The 20,606-nt window shown below is 52.8% G+C and carries 10 protein-coding genes; 2 read left to right on the top strand and 8 right to left on the bottom strand.

Translation table 11 applies throughout. From position 1 onward, the window contains the following. Window positions 1–175: 175 nt before the first annotated feature. Both ACE5KN_RS02960 and ACE5KN_RS02955 read right to left on the bottom strand, forming a co-directional pair. Complete coding sequence (locus tag ACE5KN_RS02960) at window positions 176–2,851, bottom strand: YhgE/Pip family protein (protein WP_375527700.1); 2,676 nt, start codon at window positions 2,849–2,851, stop codon at window positions 176–178. A gap of 165 nt (window positions 2,852–3,016) precedes the next feature. Beyond that, window positions 3,017–4,555 carry an FAD-dependent oxidoreductase gene (locus tag ACE5KN_RS02955; RefSeq protein WP_375527701.1) on the bottom strand — a complete coding sequence of 513 codons (1,539 nt, stop codon included), beginning with the start codon at window positions 4,553–4,555 and terminating at the stop codon, window positions 3,017–3,019. A 358-nt stretch (window positions 4,556–4,913) separates the two neighbouring features. Here ACE5KN_RS02955 and ACE5KN_RS02950 point away from each other — a divergent pair, with 358 nt between their 5' ends. Both ACE5KN_RS02950 and ACE5KN_RS02945 read left to right on the top strand, forming a co-directional pair. Then, the gene (locus ACE5KN_RS02950; protein WP_375527702.1) at window positions 4,914–5,786 is read left to right on the top strand and encodes a hypothetical protein; all 873 of its coding nucleotides are present in this window, start codon (window positions 4,914–4,916) and stop codon (window positions 5,784–5,786) included. Between the two features lie 415 nt (window positions 5,787–6,201). Next, window positions 6,202–6,573 carry a hypothetical protein gene (locus tag ACE5KN_RS02945; RefSeq protein WP_375527703.1) on the top strand — a complete coding sequence of 124 codons (372 nt, stop codon included), beginning with the start codon at window positions 6,202–6,204 and terminating at the stop codon, window positions 6,571–6,573. 140 nt (window positions 6,574–6,713) lie between these two features. Here the strand turns inward: ACE5KN_RS02945 and ACE5KN_RS02940 are convergent, their stop codons facing one another. The 6 genes from ACE5KN_RS02940 to ACE5KN_RS02915 are packed head-to-tail and all read right to left on the bottom strand — an operon-like array spanning window position 6,714 to window position 20,548. Beyond that, window positions 6,714–9,503 (bottom strand): alpha-mannosidase, encoded by a 2,790-nt coding sequence (locus tag ACE5KN_RS02940; RefSeq protein ID WP_375527704.1) that lies wholly within the window; start codon window positions 9,501–9,503, stop codon window positions 6,714–6,716. A gap of 4 nt (window positions 9,504–9,507) precedes the next feature. Beyond that, the gene (locus tag ACE5KN_RS02935) at window positions 9,508–12,684 is read right to left on the bottom strand and encodes a beta-galactosidase (protein ID WP_375527705.1); all 3,177 of its coding nucleotides are present in this window, start codon (window positions 12,682–12,684) and stop codon (window positions 9,508–9,510) included. Continuing rightward, window positions 12,681–14,000 (bottom strand): glycoside hydrolase family 125 protein, encoded by a 1,320-nt coding sequence (locus ACE5KN_RS02930; protein WP_375527706.1) that lies wholly within the window; start codon window positions 13,998–14,000, stop codon window positions 12,681–12,683. Before ACE5KN_RS02930 ends, ACE5KN_RS02935 begins: the two co-directional genes overlap by 4 nt. A 49-nt stretch (window positions 14,001–14,049) precedes the next feature. Further along, window positions 14,050–17,295 (bottom strand): alpha-mannosidase, encoded by a 3,246-nt coding sequence (locus tag ACE5KN_RS02925; protein ID WP_375527707.1) that lies wholly within the window; start codon window positions 17,293–17,295, stop codon window positions 14,050–14,052. A gap of 3 nt (window positions 17,296–17,298) precedes the next feature. Then, window positions 17,299–19,596 (bottom strand): glycoside hydrolase family 3 N-terminal domain-containing protein, encoded by a 2,298-nt coding sequence (locus ACE5KN_RS02920; protein ID WP_375527720.1) that lies wholly within the window; start codon window positions 19,594–19,596, stop codon window positions 17,299–17,301. A 34-nt stretch (window positions 19,597–19,630) separates the two neighbouring features. Continuing rightward, entirely contained in the window at window positions 19,631–20,548 is a 918-nt protein-coding gene (locus ACE5KN_RS02915; RefSeq protein WP_375527708.1) for a carbohydrate ABC transporter permease, read from the bottom strand. Between the last annotated feature and the right edge of the window lie 58 nt (window positions 20,549–20,606).

Raw genomic sequence — 20,606 nt, 5'->3', positions numbered from 1 at the left:
TTAAAACCCTTTGCCTTCATTCGATGTGTGAATGTTCCCACGGCCTGAAGAGGTAGGGGCTTCTTGTTTCAACGATCGCTGCCCTTCTGCAGGAAAGGTCTGACCGGATCTCCACAAGCGTTCGATGCGGTACGCATCCCGTTCGGGGCAAACCCTCCCTACGGTATTCGATCCATCACGGAATAAGCCCGGTCTCTCTCGCCTTCTCGGCCATCCGTTTTGTGTATTTGCCTAGCGGCTTTTTCAAGATCAGCGCTACAACGAAGCAGATGACGAGAAACAGGATCAGCATCAGCACATCCATGATGGCTGTACGCGGCAGAATGCCCCCGACCATCTCACGCAGCAGACTGACGGCATACGTAAACGGCACGATTGGATTCAGCATCTGGAAAAAGGCGGTGCTGGTGCTGACCGGGAATGTTCCCCCTGAACTCGAAAACTGCAGCACCAGGAAAATGACCGCCAGTCCTTTGCCAATGTTGCCAAACACCGAGACTAATGTATAGGTAATGGCAACAAAAACAAGGCTGATTAACACCGACGACAATACGAACAGCAGCTTGGCATGTACGTAGGTTCCCAGCAATAACAAATCTCCCAGCGATACACTTAACGCTTGAAAAATGCCGATGGTCGCAAAGGTCAGATAACGCCCAAAGTATACCTGATAGCTTTTGTAGATCCCTTGCGCATCTTCGACATCAACCTTGAACAGGGATACAAGCAGCATGGCACCAACCCAGATGGACAATGTAGTATAAAACGGCGACATCGCCGAGCCATAGTTCGGTATCGGATACAGCCGTTCCTCCTTCAACTCCACCGGGCTACCGAGGAAATCGCTCTCCTTCTGCACGTCTCCTTTTAGCACGGAGATCAATTGGCCGAGATCGTTCTGTGCCCTGTACTGCCGGATGGCGGCCGCCGCGCGGCTGATGGAGCTCTCCGCGCCGGGGAGGTCCTCGCGAACAAAGCCAGCCACCTGATGGATGGCATTCTCCACTTCGGGGAATTTATTTTCCACGAGATCCGCGAGCCGTTCGAACTGCGCCTCCGCCTTGGGCAGATCGTTGCGGACGAAATCCGCGGCTTGATGGATTTTTTGCTTTACCCCCGGCAGATCCTTATTTACAAAATCGGCGGCCTGATTCACTGCCAAAGTAAATTTATCCATATTCCCCTGGATGGTGGTGGCCGCTTCATGAAGCCTGCTCCGGATAACAGGCAAATCGTTCTGCAGCCGAGTCAGTTCCTCCTGGCCGAATTCGGCCGCCTTCTGCGCATCAGCGAGAATGGTGCCGATTTTGGGCAGCTGTTCCTGCGCCGTCTTCAGCACATCCGCAGCATTCGTTGCAGTCGTCCGAAGCTGCTCCAACGCATTCCGGACATTGGGAACGATCTCTGTATCATAGCGGGATAAAACATCCCCGATCGCGGTACTGATGTCCCCTGCGAGCTTATCTGCGTTGTCCAGCAGATCGGATGCCGGTTTTTTCCCCTGCTGCAAGGCTTGGCCTATGCTTGTCATGACAGTTGCCAACCGGTTAAAACGATCCTGTACCCCACCTATACGGGAAATGGCGGAATTCAGCGGTTGACCCGGCAGATAGGAATTCAGCTCTGTCAGTAGTCCTGATATACGCCCCAGCACCGCGGTTGTCGTATTGATGCGCCCGTTCACCCTGTTCAGCAGGGCCGCGGTTTCATCCGGATCAAAATCCGTGCCTCTGATCATGTCCGTAAGCTGGGTCACTTCGCCGGCAATTTGCTGTACAAGGATCAGATCCTCTTTGATGATCGGCGCGAGCGAGTCAAACGCCCCCTGGTTGTCTGTCAGAAAGCTGGACAAGCTATCGGCAAAATTGCCGCCGCTTTCCGCAACCTGCTCCAGCTTCGGCAGCGCTTCCTGTGCGGCACCGATGACTTCATGCGCGCTTTGCAGATCCTTCAGCGCTGTTTCCAGCGTATTCTCCACCTGTCCGAAGTTCCCGTCAAGCTCTACGATTCGGTCCGCGGCGTTTTGGATCTCGGGCAGCCGCTGCTGGACCAGCAGCACGACCTTTGCCGCTTCGTCGAGCAGCGGCAGATTTTCCTCAATTTTCAAAACAAGCTGACCCGCTTTGTTAATTTCGGGAATACGGTCCCGCAGTGCCATTATCTTCTGCCCCTGCTGCTTGATCGCAGGCAGTTTCGCCTCCAGCTCCAGCGCCTGATTGCCAAGCTTCTCGATATCCGGCAGCCTGTCGTTCAGCTCCAGCACCTGGTTTTCGATGTTTCTAATGGTGGGCAGTTCCTCTTCAAGCTTGATTCCGGCCTCCTTGAGCTTGCTCAATACAGCCTCGCTTGCCGATTCAATAAAGTTGCTGCTGATTTGATTGGTCAGCGAGGTTGCGCCTGAAGATGTAATTTTCGTTGCGACTGCATTCAGCTTTTCGTTGACCGTATACACAATCTGTGGCTTCTGCGGATTCGCGGTCAATATGCTGGCAATCTTGCTGGAAAAATCCTGCGGGATCAGGAGGCTGGCATAATAATCCCCCTCCTCTATCCCCCTCCTGGCTTCCGCGCGGTCCACGAATGTCCACCCGAGTTTGGTGTTGCTTTTCAAGCTGTTGATCACTTCATCCCCGATATTGATCTTCATGCCGTTAACCTCCGTCCCCTGGTCTTCGCTTGTCACAGCCACCTTGATCCCGGAGGTATTGGCATAAGGGTCCCACATCGCCTTCAAATTCACCCAGGCATACACCGACGGCAGAAAAATAATAGCAATAACCAGCAGCACGCCCGTGGACACCTTGAATACATTTTTCCAGTCATTTATGTAAATCCGCCAAATGTTCCTCATGCAAAGCTCCTTCTTTGAATGTATTTATCCCTGACCATATCGGAAGTTTACCATAAATGCACAAAGATACGAAAAGCCCGTTAAATCCTTGATTTTCTCAAGGGATCTAACGGGCTTTTTCTGCTTATCGATTATTTTACAGAATCCCGGGTTATTGAAACCTCATCAATGGTTCAACACAATATCGTAATCCTTCTGCAGGTAATCGTAAATTCGTTGAAAATCATCCGGGGTCAATTCCTTCAGACGCTTATCACGCTCCCGGCCGAGTATAATCCCGATCGTCTGCGCGGCAAGGGCCGTGTTCGGCATGATCCTGGCGCTGCCGTAAGCCTTGATGGAGGCACCAACATTTTTGCCAACAACGAGCACGTTGTCATAATCTTTCAGTTCGAAGGAACGAAGCGGCATACCGTACCGGTCGGTCTTCCCGAGCCCAATCCCTTTCGGTATCTTTTGGGTTCCCTGCAGATCGATCGAATAACCTCCGATACTTACGTTATCCCAGAACATGTGCCCATCTTTAACGTCATCATACTGCAGAACATATTCCGTTTCATATCGGTTATAATCACGGATGTACAAGTACTCCGGAAAACCGTTGATCTCCGCCTTTTCAAACCCCGGGATGTTCTTGCGAAGGAACTCCAGTATGAATGGGGCTTCCTTCTCCCCCTTGCGAATAGCCTCCTGAACCGACTCCGGGTCGGCAGGGTCCACTCCGTAAATCAACAGCGCATTCATAATGGCTTCCCCGTGCTTCTGGTCCACGGTATTCATACCCCTTAGCACCAGCTGCGGATCCTGCGGCTTGTAATTACTCATGATATTGCTGAAGCCTGTTGCAATATTCCAGTCTACATATGTATTAGGACCGTATTTCTCCACTACATTCGTCAGCGGATAGTCTTCAAGTACTGCCTGATGCAGTCTGCCCCAGTTGACCTTCTTGAATTTGAGCATGAGTGTCGCTGCCATATAATCAGGCTCATGGTCAGCAACGTTGTACAGGCTCTCCATTCCGGGAATACGCTTTACTCCCAGCTTGCTGGTCAGCGCCGCAAAATCCGTATTCTCCACCCAGTAATTGGCCTGAATCTTATGTGTCGTGGCGTCCGGTGTTTGATAGGTCAGCGTGGTTAAGGTCTTTCCCTGCTGTACGTCATTCGTTACCACGGATTGAATCACAATCCCGCTTTCCATTGGAATTCCCTCGGCCATCTTGTTGTAATACCGGTCAAATTCAGCTGCCGTGCGAATCCTCCCCCTCTTGTAACCATCAAACAAGGGCTTGATATCCCCCTGCACCAGGCTGTGTTTGTTCTTGTCATTCGGCTCATCCAGAAACTGCATCTGCGCAAGCGTAAGTTCGCCGCCCGGCTTGCTTCGGGGGTCAAGAATCAGCACACGCAGTCCGTTATTGCGGGCTTCTCTCGCAAGAAGCACCCCCTGAATCTCGCTGCCGATTACTACAACATCATACTTTTCGCACCCCTCAGCGCATGAACCAGGAGAATCTGTATGACTTGTGGAACTTGTAGGATTTGCAGGGTTCGCAGGAGTTACAGGGCCCGCGGAGCTTACTGGGCTTACACTGCCTACACCCGCCATTTTCTCTGTCTGGAATGGAGCCGCCCATAATATTAGCAGTACGGCAGCGATTGCCACACAAATGCCACCCACGGCATAATACCATTTTTTCATATTTCTGTCTGACTCCCCTTCAGGTGCAGTTCCAGCAATCAATCATGCCGCTGCCCTTTTTAATTTACCTGCCATTTATCAGGATAATTAGAAAGTATAAACTTCCTGGAACAGGCTTCCTGATATCGGAAGAAAAACTTCCACTACACGCGGTCTGGCTTCTGTGAATTACATCGATAGATGTTTTTTTAAAAATTTCCCAACTCCCGCATGGTAGCACAGACCTATATGATTTTCAACAGAAAAGACATCTGCTGCACTCCGTTTCATGTACGATTGTTATGCCGATGAAGTCAGCAGCCAACTGTGCTAAACTAATGGGAACTAGACAAGATGAGAAAGGGCGGAATTCCAGGCCATGAGCTATACATTCAGGATTGAACCTGTACACTACATAACGTTTGAGAATGAAGACGAATTGCTGGACAAATGCAAAACATGGGGGCTGCTGTCGGACAAGGCCACGAAGCTGAAGACCTTCTATTATAAAGGTAACGGATTGAACATTCCCTGTGAGCTGCTTGGATATGTTGATGATCTGACGGCGGTTATCCTGCTGGACAATGGACAGAAACACTGTATCCATCCCTCTTATCTGAAAGAAATGCAGGCAGCCGGCTATAACGCCAAGACAACCGCTTCGAGAAGCGAGCAAACAGGGGACGACGAATCATCCGCTATCGGGAAATCCACAACTGACAAGTCATCATCTGCTGAAGAGCAGGAGCAAGAAAATTTGCAGGAAAATAACCCTAATTCACGTCCCGATACTGCAGACGTAACTATTCCCATGGATACGCTTCAGGAAGAATCAGCAGGCAGCCAACTTAAGAGCGATCCCGATGAGACGGTTGAAGAAGACGTCACACCTGAAGACAAGACCAGCCGTGACGGCTCAGGGAAGTCCAGGAACACCAAGGAAAAAGCTCCGAAGCTTGATCTGCCCGAGGACAAGGTCAAAATGACGGCTACCATTAAAGAATTTACCACAGTTCCCAATCATTTCTCGGACAATGATGATGAGGTCATCATTTATGAAGACGTGAGGGTCCTTGAGCCGGAGATGTTGGAGATCGGTACAGCTTGGTCCAGCCACAGCGCCACCATGAAGAAGCATGAACTGGCCGAAGGAGACATCCTCACCTTCGATGCCAAGATCATCAAGAAAAAACTCACCAAGCATCCGGTTCCATATAAAATCAACAATCCTTCCAAGATTAAGAAGGAGTAATCTATTCTCGAAGATAGCATATCAGAAGACGCTTTCGAATCCATAACATCGAAAGCGTCTTTTTGCGTTAAGTTCGTAATGAAAGAAGACCTCCTATTCCAAATCTTGCGAAGCTTGATGAATCTAAGTGGAGGATGAAGTTAGGCAGATGCAGCCTAAAACTTTTAGATTGTCACTTATTTACGTGTTGTGATATAATTAGCCCATACAAACAAGAGCCCGCTATACACTTGGAATCACATAGTTTACAGCCTTCGTTTTCTCGTTAGATTACCATCTTGCACCTTGTAAAGAATCGTAAAAAAGTGATATGTTGGGTAGCCCCACCATTCAGGGGAGGTGTAAGTGGAAAGTAGTTCACAACTGTTTTTAGTCACAATTGCTTTCACAGCCAGATTAACATTCCAATCTTTTCATGACAAAATTCAAAAAAAAGGTGTTGGAATCATTGAGCGAACCACTTTTAAACCAAATTTTAGACGAGCTTAAGTCACTGAACTCCCGGGTAGACAACATGGATTTAAGGTTTGATGGAATTGACTCTCGATTGGGCAAAGTGGAGACGGAGCTTAAGGACATCAAGGAGCATACCAAGGATATACCAGCCATCAAGCAGGCCGTATTGGAGAATTTAGCCCTGACCAAGCAGGTCGATACCGCTCAAGCCAGTTTTGAACGTAAAGTATCCTCCGAATTGACAACACATGGACACAGCATAGATATTCTCAATCGTCGCCAGTTAAAATTCGAAGCTGAACTGGAAAGTTTAAAAAAATCGCTCAGTTGACTAATACGCGTCAAATAACCGACCGCATGATCTAATCCCAATAACAAAATCGTTCTCAAAACAAAGACGCTCCCCAAACCATTTTATCAATGGAACCGGGAAGCGTCTGTTTACGTTTTAGCTAACAAAGCAGAAGCAGGCTATCTTCGTTTAGGCATACCCACCGTAACAATTTCACAGGGACCAACCTGAACAGACCATTCTTGAGCAGGCGATGCACCGGTTGCGTGGTTCATCAAAATCCGATTTGCATCGTCAATGCGCTCCTCCAAAATATTACTCCAGTACGTCTCCCCGAAGGCCAGCTTCTCCGCGGCAAGAGAGGCAGCTCTGTAATTTAGCCCTGTCTGATGACCACTCATATTGTACCAGCGCAGCATGAGGTCACCTGATTCCGGGTTCACCTTGAGAGAAGAGAATGCCATCCCTGCTCCGTTCCATGCCAACACTGCCGTGTCCGGCGCCCAAGCGCCTGTATGAACCCCGGTCTGCTCAGCCGGCCAGGGAATTTGGAATTGATAGGCTTCCGCATAAGCTCCATTTGTTATCCCGTCCCCGTTATGCGGGATAATCTCCAGACGAACTGTGTGCTCGCCAAGACACTGGGCCTCAGGTGTCGGGAACAGTCCCCAATCACCAAGCTCTCCCACCGCACGAAGCAAGGTTACCGCTATGGTATTCCGTCCATCCTGCAATACCTCGTACTCATTCAGCCCCAGATTCGCCACAGTCAAGCCGGCATTGTCGTCACTTACATCCACAAAGGCCTGCTGATGCTGTGTATTGCTTGGATTTTCCCATTCAGACGCCGGTTTATTATCACGAACCACGACCTCGAACATCGAATCCACCTTGTGTGTCGCTGACAAAATATCTGTCGGAAACAATGCCCGCAGACGGTGATCCTTGGCCTCATTATTAAAGTAGGCTTCCACAACTACTCCCTTTCCGCTGCGGCTTAAGGATATTACTGTCCGAATGTTCAGCAGAACAGTGTGCTTGGAACGCTGCGCAGTCCGCTGTGGATAATAGATCAGCTCTCTCTGCTCCCGATCCAGCACCTCATCAGCTGATGCAGGAATTTCCCAGCGATGAATAATTTCATAGGATGCTCTATATGGCGTATCTTCCAGCACCCGAATCTCTGCAGACAGCTCATCCGTTGTCAGGGGTTCCGTTCCATCCGGCTGCTTGAACATGTACTCATTGCCGATATCTCCCACATTTTCATAGACCCCAAGATCCTTGTAGCTGCGTCCGGTCTGCTTGTCGGTCACCGTGAACGAACCATTATCCGCGATATCCACCTTCAGCCATTCATTCTCCATTCCACGCTTGCCCGCAAGCAGCGAAGATGGAGTTACCGAAGACGCTGCTGCGGTTCCGCTCTTGCGCACCCATGCATACGTGCGAAGACCAAGCGCGGGTACACACTCTGCTTCAAAGGTAATCCGTACACGACGGCAGCTGTAAGGCTGGCGGAAACGGTCGTCCGGCAGATCATAGCCAAATTGCAGGCCCAAATCCTCTACCGTGCAGGCCGCTTCCTTTCCCTCGCTGTCCACCAGTATACGTCCGGACAGATCCAGTTCCTTCATGCGGCGGGTCGTCTCCGCAAGCGTCAGCCCTTCACGGAAATAAAGACGAGCTGCATCCAGCTCCACACTGACCACGCCGGTACGTTCCCACCCGGAGGTGTTAAAGACAACGAACGGACACGCATCCTTTCCCCACCGCTCAAATCCTGCGGTATCTACCTCATTAGCAATTCGGCGCACGCTGTCTGTAATGATCGTTTCTGCAACATGGCGGCTCTTCTCGAATCGGGTGACCATCTCCCGGTGCACCTCATCGACACTGCAGCCGCATATGCTGTCATGTGGATGATTCTGCATCAGTGTCTTCCAGGCATAGGTGAAGCGATCATGCGGATATTCCTGCCCGAGCAGGTGAGCCAGGGAAGCCAGCGGTTCGGCCACTTTTTCCAGCAAAGCTTGACCGGCCTGGTTCATCTGCTTCAGATAGATACGAGCCGAAGCTGTATTCACCAGCGTTCCCCAGCCGTCCGTGCGCTGACTGCGCAGTTCGCCCTTTACCTTGGACAATTCACGATCCAAGGACTGCTCTACAGCGGCGAGATAATCCGCAAAGTTGGAATGAACGAACTCGACATCCGGAAACAACTGCTGCGCCGTGCGAATCGCTTCCGGCAAATCCAGCTGAACCGGCTGATGATCACAGCCGTTCATATACAGCAGCTCGCGGGTCGCTGCGTATTTCTCCGCATCCGCCAGCTTTCGCTCCCAGTACTTACGGGCTTCCTCCGCATCAACAGGGATTTCGTTGCCGTTGGAATACCAATTGGCGAACAGAATCCCGAGCACCCGTGAGCCGTCAGGCCCTTCCCACAGCAGCTCCGAGAAGCTGGACTCATAACTTCCATCCGATACGGTATTGTTGAAGCCCGTCGGCTTTACACCCCGTCCAAAAAACACATTATCAATGCCCGATTGCCGCATAAGCTGCGGAGTCTGCCCCACCAGGCCGAAGGTATCAGGATAGTAACCGATCTTGGAAGGTACCCCGTAGCGCTTCGCATCCCTGTGTCCCACCTGCATATTCCGCACATTCGCTTCACCGCTCGTAAGAAAAGCATCCTGCAGAATATACCAGGGTCCAATGAAAATCCGGCCGTCCCGAATGTGCTTCAGCAGGCGTTCCCTCTGATCCGGCCGCACCTGAAGATAATCTTCAATAATAATAGTCTGGCCATCGAGATAAAAGCTTTTAAAATCCGTACCCTGATCCAGCCGGTCCAGCAGCGAGTCCATCAGGCTGACCAAACGCATATGGTGTTTCTCGTAAGGAAGGTACCATTCCCGATCCCAATGAGTGTGTGAGATAATATGCGCTCTTTTTGAATGGCTCATGAGCCTACTCCACCTCTCTCCCATGTAGTGTTATCTCGACTTCTTCAGGACGATATACCGCCAAGAGCTGGCCGCCCGCATCGGTGGCAAACAGAACAGAGCGGTTCTTTTCCAGCAAAAATTCATAGGACAGGCTTGTAACAGCATCTCTGACATGTACTTGAACAGACACAGCATATTCGGACACAAAAATAAACAGATTGCCGCCTGCAAAAGCAAGCTTCCGGCCATATACGCCCGCGCAATCGCCTCCCGCAAGCCACTCCAGTTCACTTGATATCCCTGCGAGCTCGGTGGCACAGCGATACAGGGCAGCCAGCGGTTCATCCCGCCCGTTCAGCTCAACAGGCAGCGGGCTCCAGAGGATGCTTCCCTTACCAAACGGCATATGCACCACTTCTGCAGGCTGGCTACCTTTCTGCTCTTGCATCTGTTCTTCCTTGGCCACCTCCGCAATCCGGCGCCGGCCATAGGTCAAGCGATGATAGGTGCCTTGAATGTCCAATACTTCTTCACGCTGTACATTGCCCAGCCTGCGTTCACCCAGTATACTGTCAGCCCGATCCGTCTTACGCCAGTACGCGTCCAGACCAAGCGGCCCTGTCACCAGCAAATGGCTTCCTGTGTCCTGCACCAGTTGGAGGAGCTGTTGCAATGCGCCGCTATCCAAATTATGCGGACTCGGCACAATGATCAGCTTTGGAGGCCGGGACTGCAGGGAATTCAGATGGTATTCGGATGCCGCGCGGAACGGAAGCTTGAGCTCATAGGCCATGACCCGGGTCAATCTTGTTGTCGCCTCATAAGCCAGCGCACGGTTCGAGAAGTCGTTGGAATACGGGAAGACCACGACGATATCCTCCAGACTGCGGTCTGTAAACAAATGAGCGATCTGCCGCATAAAGCGCCCAAAATCATAAGACACTGCCGCTTCCGGCTTCTCGGTGCCATCTGCACGCAAAGCGCCAATATGCGATTCATTGGCGTTATCCATATAGAAGTTTGTGTTCCATATCCACTGCACGGCTCCCGCCCCCCCGGTGGCGAAAGCATAGGCGTATTTGCGCTCCAGCAGGCAATACAGCTCTTCTTCCGTCCGCTTGGCGCGTCCATCCGGTGTCTCTACATACATGATGCCTGTCTCCTGTACGAGACAAGGCTTGTCCGGCGTTTTGGCAAAAATGCTGTCCCACACCAGATCATCATTCAGCCACCAGGAATGTACTGTCGTGTAGTCTACTTCCTGCTGATAAAAAAATGGTGAAGGCCGCTGTGCTCCAAGCGCCTCGTCCTGTCCGACCGTAACGAGCTGCTGCGGGCATAAATCCTTGATCGCTTCTACCAGCTGTTTTACCCATACATTATGCATATCCATGGAAAACAGGCAGTAATCCAGCCATCTCGTCCCTTTTTTGGCCTGGTGCATATCCTGCACATCAAAATTGATCTCCTCCGGTTCGGGAATGACCGCAGCCGAAAAATCCGGAAGCTGCTGCGGCGACATATTCCATGCCTCCTGCAGCGCTTCAACCGTGCCATGCCTCTTCTCCAGCCAGGCAACAAAAGCTTCCTGCTCAAAAGCATCCCTTGCAGAGCGCGGTCCTTTGGAGAAAATACGGGCAGGATCGAACATGGACGGCTCATTGATCAAATCCCAGTCGACATTCGTCGTATGCCGATGCCGGCTCACGATGCTGCGAATAAACCGCTTTTGCGCTTCTACGCTCTGTGGATCCAAATAAGGGTTGACTCCTTCCCACGTCTCCGGCGTAAACGAGAAAAAGGTGAACGTAACCTGCAGCCCGTGACGTTTGGCCGTCAGCAGGAAGGCATCGATCGCGCGCAGCACCTCCTCCGAGACATGGCCATCGACCTGCATCATATTCCGGTACGCTGTCCATACCCCCGTTCGAATCCAGTTAATGCCTGCGCGGGCCATCTGCGCCATATCGCGGTCCCACACATCCGGGTTCGGCAAAAACAGAAACTTTCGCGCCACATCCGAGGCCATATAAGTCATACCAACAACAGGCATGGCGCGATCGCCTCTCATAAAATAATCCCGCCCACGCGTGAGGATCTCTCCTTCTGATAGCAGCGCGGCATCCCGTCCCCAGAAGCCCTGGCGAAGCACTCGCGTCTCACCGCTTGGCCCCTGTGCACGGCAGATGACCCGGTACAGTCCGTTGTGTACAGGGAAAGGCAATGCAATGCGCTCAAAGCGCTGCTCTCCGGTCACATCGGCACAAAGCTTATGCTCCCATATCACCTCTGCAGAGCCCTGCCGGCTCTGAGCTTCACGCTCGATATGAAGTTCAAATGTCCAGGGCTCAGGCTGTTTGCGGTGCTTCTTTCCCTGCTGCAAAATCTGCGTTTGCAGGGTCAGTACAGGCCGCTCCCCAAGCTCATAGGTAGCATAGTTAGACTTAAGCGACATTTCCGTCACGCCGTTCGCGCAGAACTCCGCCCATTTCAGCAGCTCCGCCGCGCCGCCCTTCTCCCAAAAGGCCGCTGTCAGCGGCTGATTCACGAACATCCAGCGCGAGCCTCCAAAGGGTCCGCGTGAATTTTCCCACAGCACGACCGGGGCCGCTATATGCCTGCCATCTGCACTCACACCGGTAAGCAGCGGATGAATCTGGGTGCTCATGGGTCCTGCAGAGCCCATCTGATGCGGCAGATCACTGCTCTTCGTCGTATGCGGCACCAGATTCCAGGTATCCGCCGGCTCCAGCAGCTCCTCCAGGCCGATGAATAGAGGGATAGCCTCGTAGGCTGACAGAGACGTCACCTTTGCAGCCGTTACCTTTAACGCCTCATGAATATACAGCTCCTGATGATAGGCGGTTTGCTCGGCCTCGACCACCCATTGCTGTTCCTGGCGGCGCACCGGCCGTTTGAAAGGCGCACCGCCGCCACTCAGCAGACTTCCTCCCCTTTTCAGATAAGCTAAAATTGCCGTCCAGGCCGGTTTGGGAAAATACGGTGCATGCAGATTGACAAAGCAGTCTCCTGCCGACATGCCATCCAGTGCCTCTGTCAGCTCTTCCGCTCCAACTACCCGGACATGACCAACGCCATGTTCTCCCCATATGCCTGCCTCGGGCAGCGCGGACAGCACCGGAAATTCCTCATCACAGAATATAAGAGTGCGCCCATTCATAGCGCCGGTCTGACTCATAACAGACCTTCCTTCATCGCCTTATAAACCAGCTGCGAAAACAGACTGTTGGACCAGGCGAACCATTTTCGGGTAAAAACGGACGGATCGTCAGCGTGAAAGCCTTCATGCATAAAGCCTGTGCCGCCATCCGTCGCTTCCAAAAGACGAATCATCTCCAGTTTCTCATCAGCGGATTGTGCTGTCAGGCCCTGCATGGACAAAGCCATATGCCAAATGTAATCCGGCGGTGTATGAGGGCTGCCAATACCCTTGGCCGCCTTGCCCTCATAATAAAAAGGATTTTCCTTGCTGAGCGCAAAACGTCTGGTGTTCTGATAAACCGGATCATCCGCTGACGTATAACCCAGATAAGGAATGGATATCAGCCCGGGGGTGCCCGCATCATCCATCAGGCAGTAGTTGCCGAAGCCATCCGTCTCATAAGCGTAAATCGGTCCAAATTCCGGATGACGGTAGATCCCGTAAAGCTGAATCCCATGAACCACCTCTTCCTCCAGAGCCTTGAGCTCCTGCAGCAAATCGAGATCCCGGAACACCCATTCCGCAAACTCCTGCATCTGCCGCAGAGCCACGACCGCAAACATATTGCCCGGAATATTGTAGTGAAAATCACAGGCATCATCACTGGAACGGAAGCCGGACCAGATCATACCCGTATAATTTACCGGCATGCCCAGTCCCTTGTTGCGCAGAGAGTCCGTCGGGATGCCGTTATTGCGTGTGAAGCGGTAAGGAGATAACTCCGCATGATGCTGCTCGGTCTTGAACAGGTCCACAATCTTGCGCAGAGCTCCCTTGAAGCTGGCATCGAAAATGTCTGTTAATCCGGTTTCCTTCCAATATAAATAGGCTAAACGAATGACAAAGCATGGCGAGTCAATTTCGAATTTGCGCTCCCATACCCACGGAGACATGTCCGTCTCATCCGTTGTATTCCAGTGCCAGTCATTTGCCGTCTCGTTAAAAGCATTGGCATAAGGATCAATATGAAGATATTGAATATGCCGTTTGATCAGACCGCCGATGATGCGCTGCAGATCCTTGTCGTCCTTGGCCAGCGGTATATAATGAATTACCTGCTCCACAGAATCCCTTAACCAGGAGGCCGGGATATCTCCAGTAATGACGAAGGTTGTCCCGTCCTCCATCAGCTTGGTGGTCGTCTCCAGCGTATTCGGAAAACAATTCTTGAATAATTGCAGCAGCTTCGGTCTGTGCTTCAGCTTCTGTTCAGCTTCTTCCAGCACCTGCTGAACCGCGCGGGGCAGCTCAAGTGTTGGCATGGGGATCTGGGGTAGTCGGAACTGTTCCATATATAAAGGTTTCGCACTCCTTTTCGTTCATTTGTTTAGACAGGATCCTTCATCGGATAAGTACCGTCTTGATCTCGTATGGGGCAAAGCTCAGTTCGATTCGGCCGTCCTGCACAGAAAGCGGCTCACCCGGCTCTTCCAGCGCATTGGAGAGCCATGCCTGCTCACAGGGGTGCGGCCATTGCAGCGAAATGCGCTCACGCTTCCCGGAGGATTCATAAAAGCGGAGGATCGTGCCTTCCCCTTCTTCGGCAGTCTTGACCGTATCGAGGACGACATGCTCACCGTTGAAGGTAAGCCATGAGCCTGTGCCTGTAGCTGTACTTGTACCTGTACTTGTGCCTGTGCTTGCCCTTGCTTCCGCACTCAAGGACACGATATTTGCAGTACGGGCAGGTGCTTCACCGGCATGAACAGATTCCTGTCCCTCCAGGGCGAACACGGGCGCTTCATGATTCAACTCCGCAGCCTGACGTACGGTATGGGCACTGCGCCAATCCCCCTCATGCGGATACAAGGAATAGGTAAAGTCATGCTCACCCAGGTCTGCCGTCTTGTCCGGCCATTTGGGCGCACGCAGCAGGGAGAGGCGAATCGTGCTTCCCTGCACATCGTAGCCGTACTTGCAATCATTCAGCAGACTGACGCCATAGCCGTACTCGGATACATCCACAAAGCGGTGCCCGCATACTTCAAACTGGGCCTGCTCCCAGCTGGTATTGCGGTGTGTCGGCCGCTCCAGCGTGCCAAAAGGAATTTCATAGGTCGCTTTCTCCGTCCTTACATCGATAGGGAAGCCAACCTTCAGCAGCTTATGATTCTCATTCCAGCTCACATGTGTCTTGAAATCAATACGGCGATTATGATGATAGAAGATGATGTCCTGTGTTATTTCAGACTGATGCAGCCGCCAGCGGAAGCGCAGCACATCCTTTGTTGCACCGGATAGCAGCAGCCGGGATTCCAGCAATTCAGCTTCACCCGCAGGCTGCTCTTCATAGCGTGGGTCGATGTCCCAGGCGTCCCAGAGGGTCGGGCGGTCATGAAAGAAATGAAAGCGATTCGCCCGCTCGCCCGGCTTCAGCACCTCACGTTCGGCGGCTTTATCGAACAGGCGCGTTATTTCCCCACGTTCATTAAAGCTCACATCGTACCATCCCGTCTCCCATGAATGGATGATACTTTGTTTCGGTAGCGGCACGGACACATGCGCATCATGCTCCGAAGCCGGAGCCGCAGTCACCATCTGCAGCCAGATTGTCTTATAGCCGAACGCGGGAATATCCGGCACAAGCACAGAGATGCCGCCTTCCTCCAAATCCGTCTTCAAGCGATTGCCTTCTGCATCTGCAACTTCCGGACCCACTGCCTCCACACCACCCGTTACGTCAACCGGAATATGAATAACCATGCTCCGGCTCCAGCCCAGACTGTTGAAGACCACATACGGCGCTAAATTCGCTGGCCCCTCTACTGGCCCCTCTACCGGCCCTTCTACACGAATGGATGGAGCTAAAGCATTGAGCCCTTCCTGCAAAGCCTGCTGTCCCAGCTTGAACACCCGCTCATATTCCTTATCCGAGGTCACGTAGGATTCGGTAATAGCCGAGCCCGGTATAATGTCGTGAAACTGATTGAGCAGGATCAGCTTCCAGCCCTCGTGCAGCATGGAATTGACTTCTCCCTGCTGCTCCTGCCCCATGCCTGGCCAGGCGATCGTATTCCACAACTCCGCTTCCCGGTACAGCACCTCTGCCTTGCGGTTGTTTCGCTTGTTGCGTCCATGTGTCGTGTAGGTGCCCCGATGCAGCTCCAGATACAGATCGCCGTGCCACTCGGGAATGCTTGGCTGCTCCCGCTCTATACCTGCAAAAAACTCCGCAGCCGTGCTGTATCGGCTGGCCGGCTGTCCAACCATCAGCTCGGCGCGGTCGATATATTCGAGCATCTCGCGCGTAACCCCGCCGCCGCCGTCACCATGCCCATAGAGCAGCATTTGCTCGGGATGTACGGCTTTTTGACGATAGGATTGCCAGTGATCATGAATGTCCTTCGGATGTGTATGCTCGTTCACTCCATGATTGAGGTAAGACAGCATCGGCGTGCCGTCAATGCCCACCCAATGGAACAGATCATACGGGAACATATTGGTATCATTCCAGCCCAGCTTGGTGGTCATAAAATACTGCACCTTGCCGTGCTTCAGAATCTGCGGCAGTGAAGCGCAATAACCGAACGTATCCGGCAGCCACTCGATGCGGGAGGTCATGCCGAATTCCTTCTGATAAAAGCGCTGACCGTACAGCATTTGACGCATAAGAGATTCGCCGCTCGGAATATTCAAGTCAGGCTCTATCCACATGCCTCCGACCAGTTCCCACCGCCCCTCTGCAATTCTCTGCTTCACCCGCGAATACAGCTCGGGATCATGCTCCTTGAGAAAGGCATACAACAGAGGCTGACTCTGTGCATACTTGTAATCGGGATACTCATTCATTAGCGCGTCCACGGTTGAGAACGTGCGGCTCGTCTTGCGCACCGTCTCCCGGACTGGCCACAGCCATGCAATATCAATATGGGATTGGCCGACCATATGCTCCAGCCCTTCGGCGTTGCCTCCGATGGAACGGACAGCCTGCATGAGCTTGTCTTCAATAAGGAGTATGCTTTCACCTGCACGGATAGCCTGCTCGTCCAGGTTGACGAACACATCCATGGCGGCATACAAGGCTTCAAGCAGCCTCACGCGCCGCAGGTCCGCTTCAGACAGCAGTACAGCAGAATCTCTTATGACCGTCACGGTATACATCAGGCTTTGCACCGCCGCATTCGGTCTGACCAGGAGGCTGCGGATGGAAGTAATGGGCGGCTGTATGACCGCCTGTTGATTCAGGGGGTCGACTGGCTCAGGCACCGGATCGAATAATTCAATTTCAAGCTCAGGCGACATCCCCACTCTGGCCGGATCAAGCCTCACATATGTATGATTGCGGTCCAGCCCCTGATAGGAATGCCTATTCACACGCAGCAGCCCTTCCCCGCACGACTCAAAGACAAGCCCAAATGGAGAGGCTTGCCATGCGTGAGGGACCTCCAGGCGCATCCTGAAGAAATAAGTCGTCCCCTGCTCGCTCGGATAAGGGTTCAGGCCTTGTCCCTGCGGATAAGGCTCCATATCCCTGTAGTCGCCCGGTACGTTATAGTAAGCCCGCGTAATGTCCCAGCCGCGCAGCTCTTGCTGTTCCAGCCACTGCCGTTCGGACAGCTCGCGGATGAATCTTTTTATTCGTTCCATAAGTCAAACCTCCCGTACCCATAAATCGACAGCCTGCGTATCGTTCACATGTCTGCCTACATGCAGCTTGAATTGCCCCGGCTCCACGACAGGTGTCAAATCACGCCCGATATATTGCAGCTGTTCAGCGCCAACGGTAAATGCAATCGTTCTTGTCTCTCCCGGTTTAAGAATAATCTTGTGGAAGCCTTTCAGTTCCTTCGCCGGGCGTGCTACGGAGCTGACCATATCGGATACATAGAACTGCACGACCTCCGCTCCCTCACGTTGTCCCGTATTGGTAACATCGACTGTTAGTGTGACCGCGTCCCCTACGGTCATGGAAGCAGCACTCAACTTCGGCTTGCTGTAATGAAAGCTGGTATAGCTGAGACCGTAGCCGAACGGGTATTGCGGCTGCAGATCCTCTTCCAGATATCGCTTGCCTCGAGAACGTTTGCCGTTATAGTAGACTGGAAGCTGCCCGACATGCTTTGGAATGGAGATGGTCAGGCGCCCGGAGGGATTCACGTCTCCAAAGAGAATGTCCGCGATGGCGTGTCCGCCTTCCTGACCGGGGTACCATGCCTCCAGAATAGCATCCGCGTGCTCATCCACCCATGGCTCGGCAATGGGACGCCCGTGAATATAGACCACTATCAGCTTTTTGCCCAGCTTGTGTACCTCCTGGATCAGCTCCAGCTGAACACCGGCAAGCCCCAATGTCATCCGGTCGATGCCTTCACCGCAATCCATATCATTCCAGGTATTGTCCGATACGTTGGATGCTCCTGTCCGCAAATCGATAGTACCCTCTCCGAAGTCCCGTGCGCTGGAGCCGCCCATCACCATCACTACGGTATCGGCCTGTGCAGCAACGGTCAAAGCATGCTCGAATCCGGAACGGTCGTCCCCCTTGATCCGGCAGCCCGGGGCATAGAGCACCCTGTCTGGCTCAGCCGCCAGCTTACGGCGGATTCCGTCCAACACCGTCGCTACCTTGGAGCGGGGCTGCGGAGAAGTATAGTCTCCCAACTGGTTATACGCCTGATCGGCATTGGGTCCAATCACGGCAATCCGCCCGTTGGAGGCGGACAAGGGCAGTGCGCCTCCCTCGTTCTTCAGCAGCACCGTACCTTCTGCCGCAAGCTGACGTGCCAAGTGAATATGCTCCTCCGCCGCGATGACCTTCTCCGCCCGATCGGGGTCGACATATGGATGGTCGAACAGCCCGAGCTCGAATTTCAGGCTCAGCACGCGCCGCACAGCATTATCCAGTACGGCTGGCGCAAGCTTGCCCTCAGCCAGAGCCTGGAGCAGGTACCGGCCGAACATTTCGCCCGACATCTCCATATCAATACCGGCCATCAGCGCCTGCACAGAAGCGTCGACCCCGTCCTCCGCCACATCATGCCCGCCGGCAAGCATATCAATGGCCCCACAGTCGGTAATGACCATCCCGTCAAAGCCCCATTCCCCGCGCAGCACACCCTCCAGCAGCTCCGTATTCACCGTGCAGGGGATACCGTCAATCTCGTTATAGGCAGGCATGATCGAACGGGCGCCTGCCTCGATTCCCTTCCTGAACGGATAGAGATCGACCTCTCGCAGCTCCCGCCAGCCCATATGCACTGGACCCGCATTGCGTCCGCCTTCGGAGCTGCCGTAGCCTACAAAATGCTTCAACGTAGCCGCTACGCTGTCTTCCTGATCCAGCCGCTCGCCCTGAAGCCCCTGCACGGAAGCCACCGTAAATTCCCCGATCAGATAAGGGTCCTCGCCAAAGCACTCCTCCGTCCGTCCCCACCGGGGGTCCCGCACCACATCAAGCACAGGTGAATAGGTCACTGCTCCGCCCTGAGCACGAGTCTCACGTGCCACCGCCCGGCACATCTCATAATACAAATCCACGTTCCAGGTGCTTCCCAGTGAGAGCGGCACCGGAAATACAGTTCCATCAATCGCCATATGCCCGTGCGAGCATTCCTCGCCAATCAGGATGGGAATCCCCAGCCGCGAATGCTCGACCGCATAACGCTGAATTTTGTTGACCGCCTCGGCCCCTTGCCTGGTGGACAGGCCGTTGTCCAGCGTAACCCCTGTCCAGGGATCGGCGCGCAGAACGCCATAAAGCGAACCGATGCCTCCCTGCCTGACCTTTTCTTTGAAATCTTCCGTTAGAATAATACGTCCGTCATGATGCTCATAGACCTGCCAGCCGAAGGGCTGTACCAGCTGGCCGACCTTCTCTTCCGGCGTCATCAGGCTTAACAGGTGCTCTGTCCGCTCGACAATGGATTTCGTCTTGTCCTTGTAAGTCATCGTTCGATCTCTCCAATCCTGCTTCATGATCTCCCTATTCCTTGACAGCTCCGACGGTAAGTCCCTGCACAAAATAACGCTGGAAGAACGGATACGCAAAAATAATCGGCAGCGTTGCCAGCACAACCATCGCCATGCGTGACGTATCCTGCGGGATGGACTGCAGGGCCTGCATGCTCATGGCGCTGCTCGCCGAATTCTGCCGCAGGAACTGGATGCTGGACTCAATCCGCATCAGCATGGATTGCAGCGGCACCAGCTTTGGATTTTCAATATACAGCAGTGCGTTGAACCAATCATTCCAGTAGCCCAGTGTGCTGAACAAGCCAATGGTAGCCAGACCCGGCAGCGACAGCGGAACAACTATTTTCAGAAAGATATAGAACTCCCCGGCCCCGTCAATTTTCCCGGACTCGATCAGGGCATCCGGCACGCTCGTCGAATAGAAGGTCCGCAGAATCATGATATAAAAAGCATTCATGGCCAAGGGAAGAATCAGCGCCAATAGCGTATCCTTCAATCCGAGCAGCTGTGACACGACCATATACGTAGGAATCATCCCGCCATTAAACAGCATCGTTAAAATAGCAAAGACGGAGAAAAATCTTCTGTAACGGAAGCTCTTGCGTGAAATCGCATAAGCGTAGAGCGACATCAGAATCAGGCTGATGATCGTTCCCAGTACGGTAACCAATATGGTTACCCCGTAGGCGCGCAGCAGTGTATCTCCGCTCTGCCATACAAATTGATAAGCGGCGAAGCTCCATTCAGCCGGAATCAGCCGATAGCCGTCCCGCGCCAATACCTTCTCATCCGTCAAGGAAATAATGACCACGAACAAAAAAGGAAACACACACATAAAGGCAAACAAACCTGCAATGATATTCAGGATGATGTTCCATCCGCGGGATATGTTATGAAAATCTCTTTTTTTAGCTGCAGCCTGCGCCATCCCGGATCACTCCCCCTCATTTTTCGGTGCTGAAAACCTGATTTTTTGAACTCGAACT

The organism is Paenibacillus terreus, from assembly GCF_042138595.1.
GTDB classification, from domain to species: Bacteria; Bacillota; Bacilli; order Paenibacillales; family Paenibacillaceae; genus Paenibacillus; species Paenibacillus terreus.
Note: the sequence above shows the minus strand (reverse complement) of the source record. Positions and strands in the feature narration are given on the sequence as shown.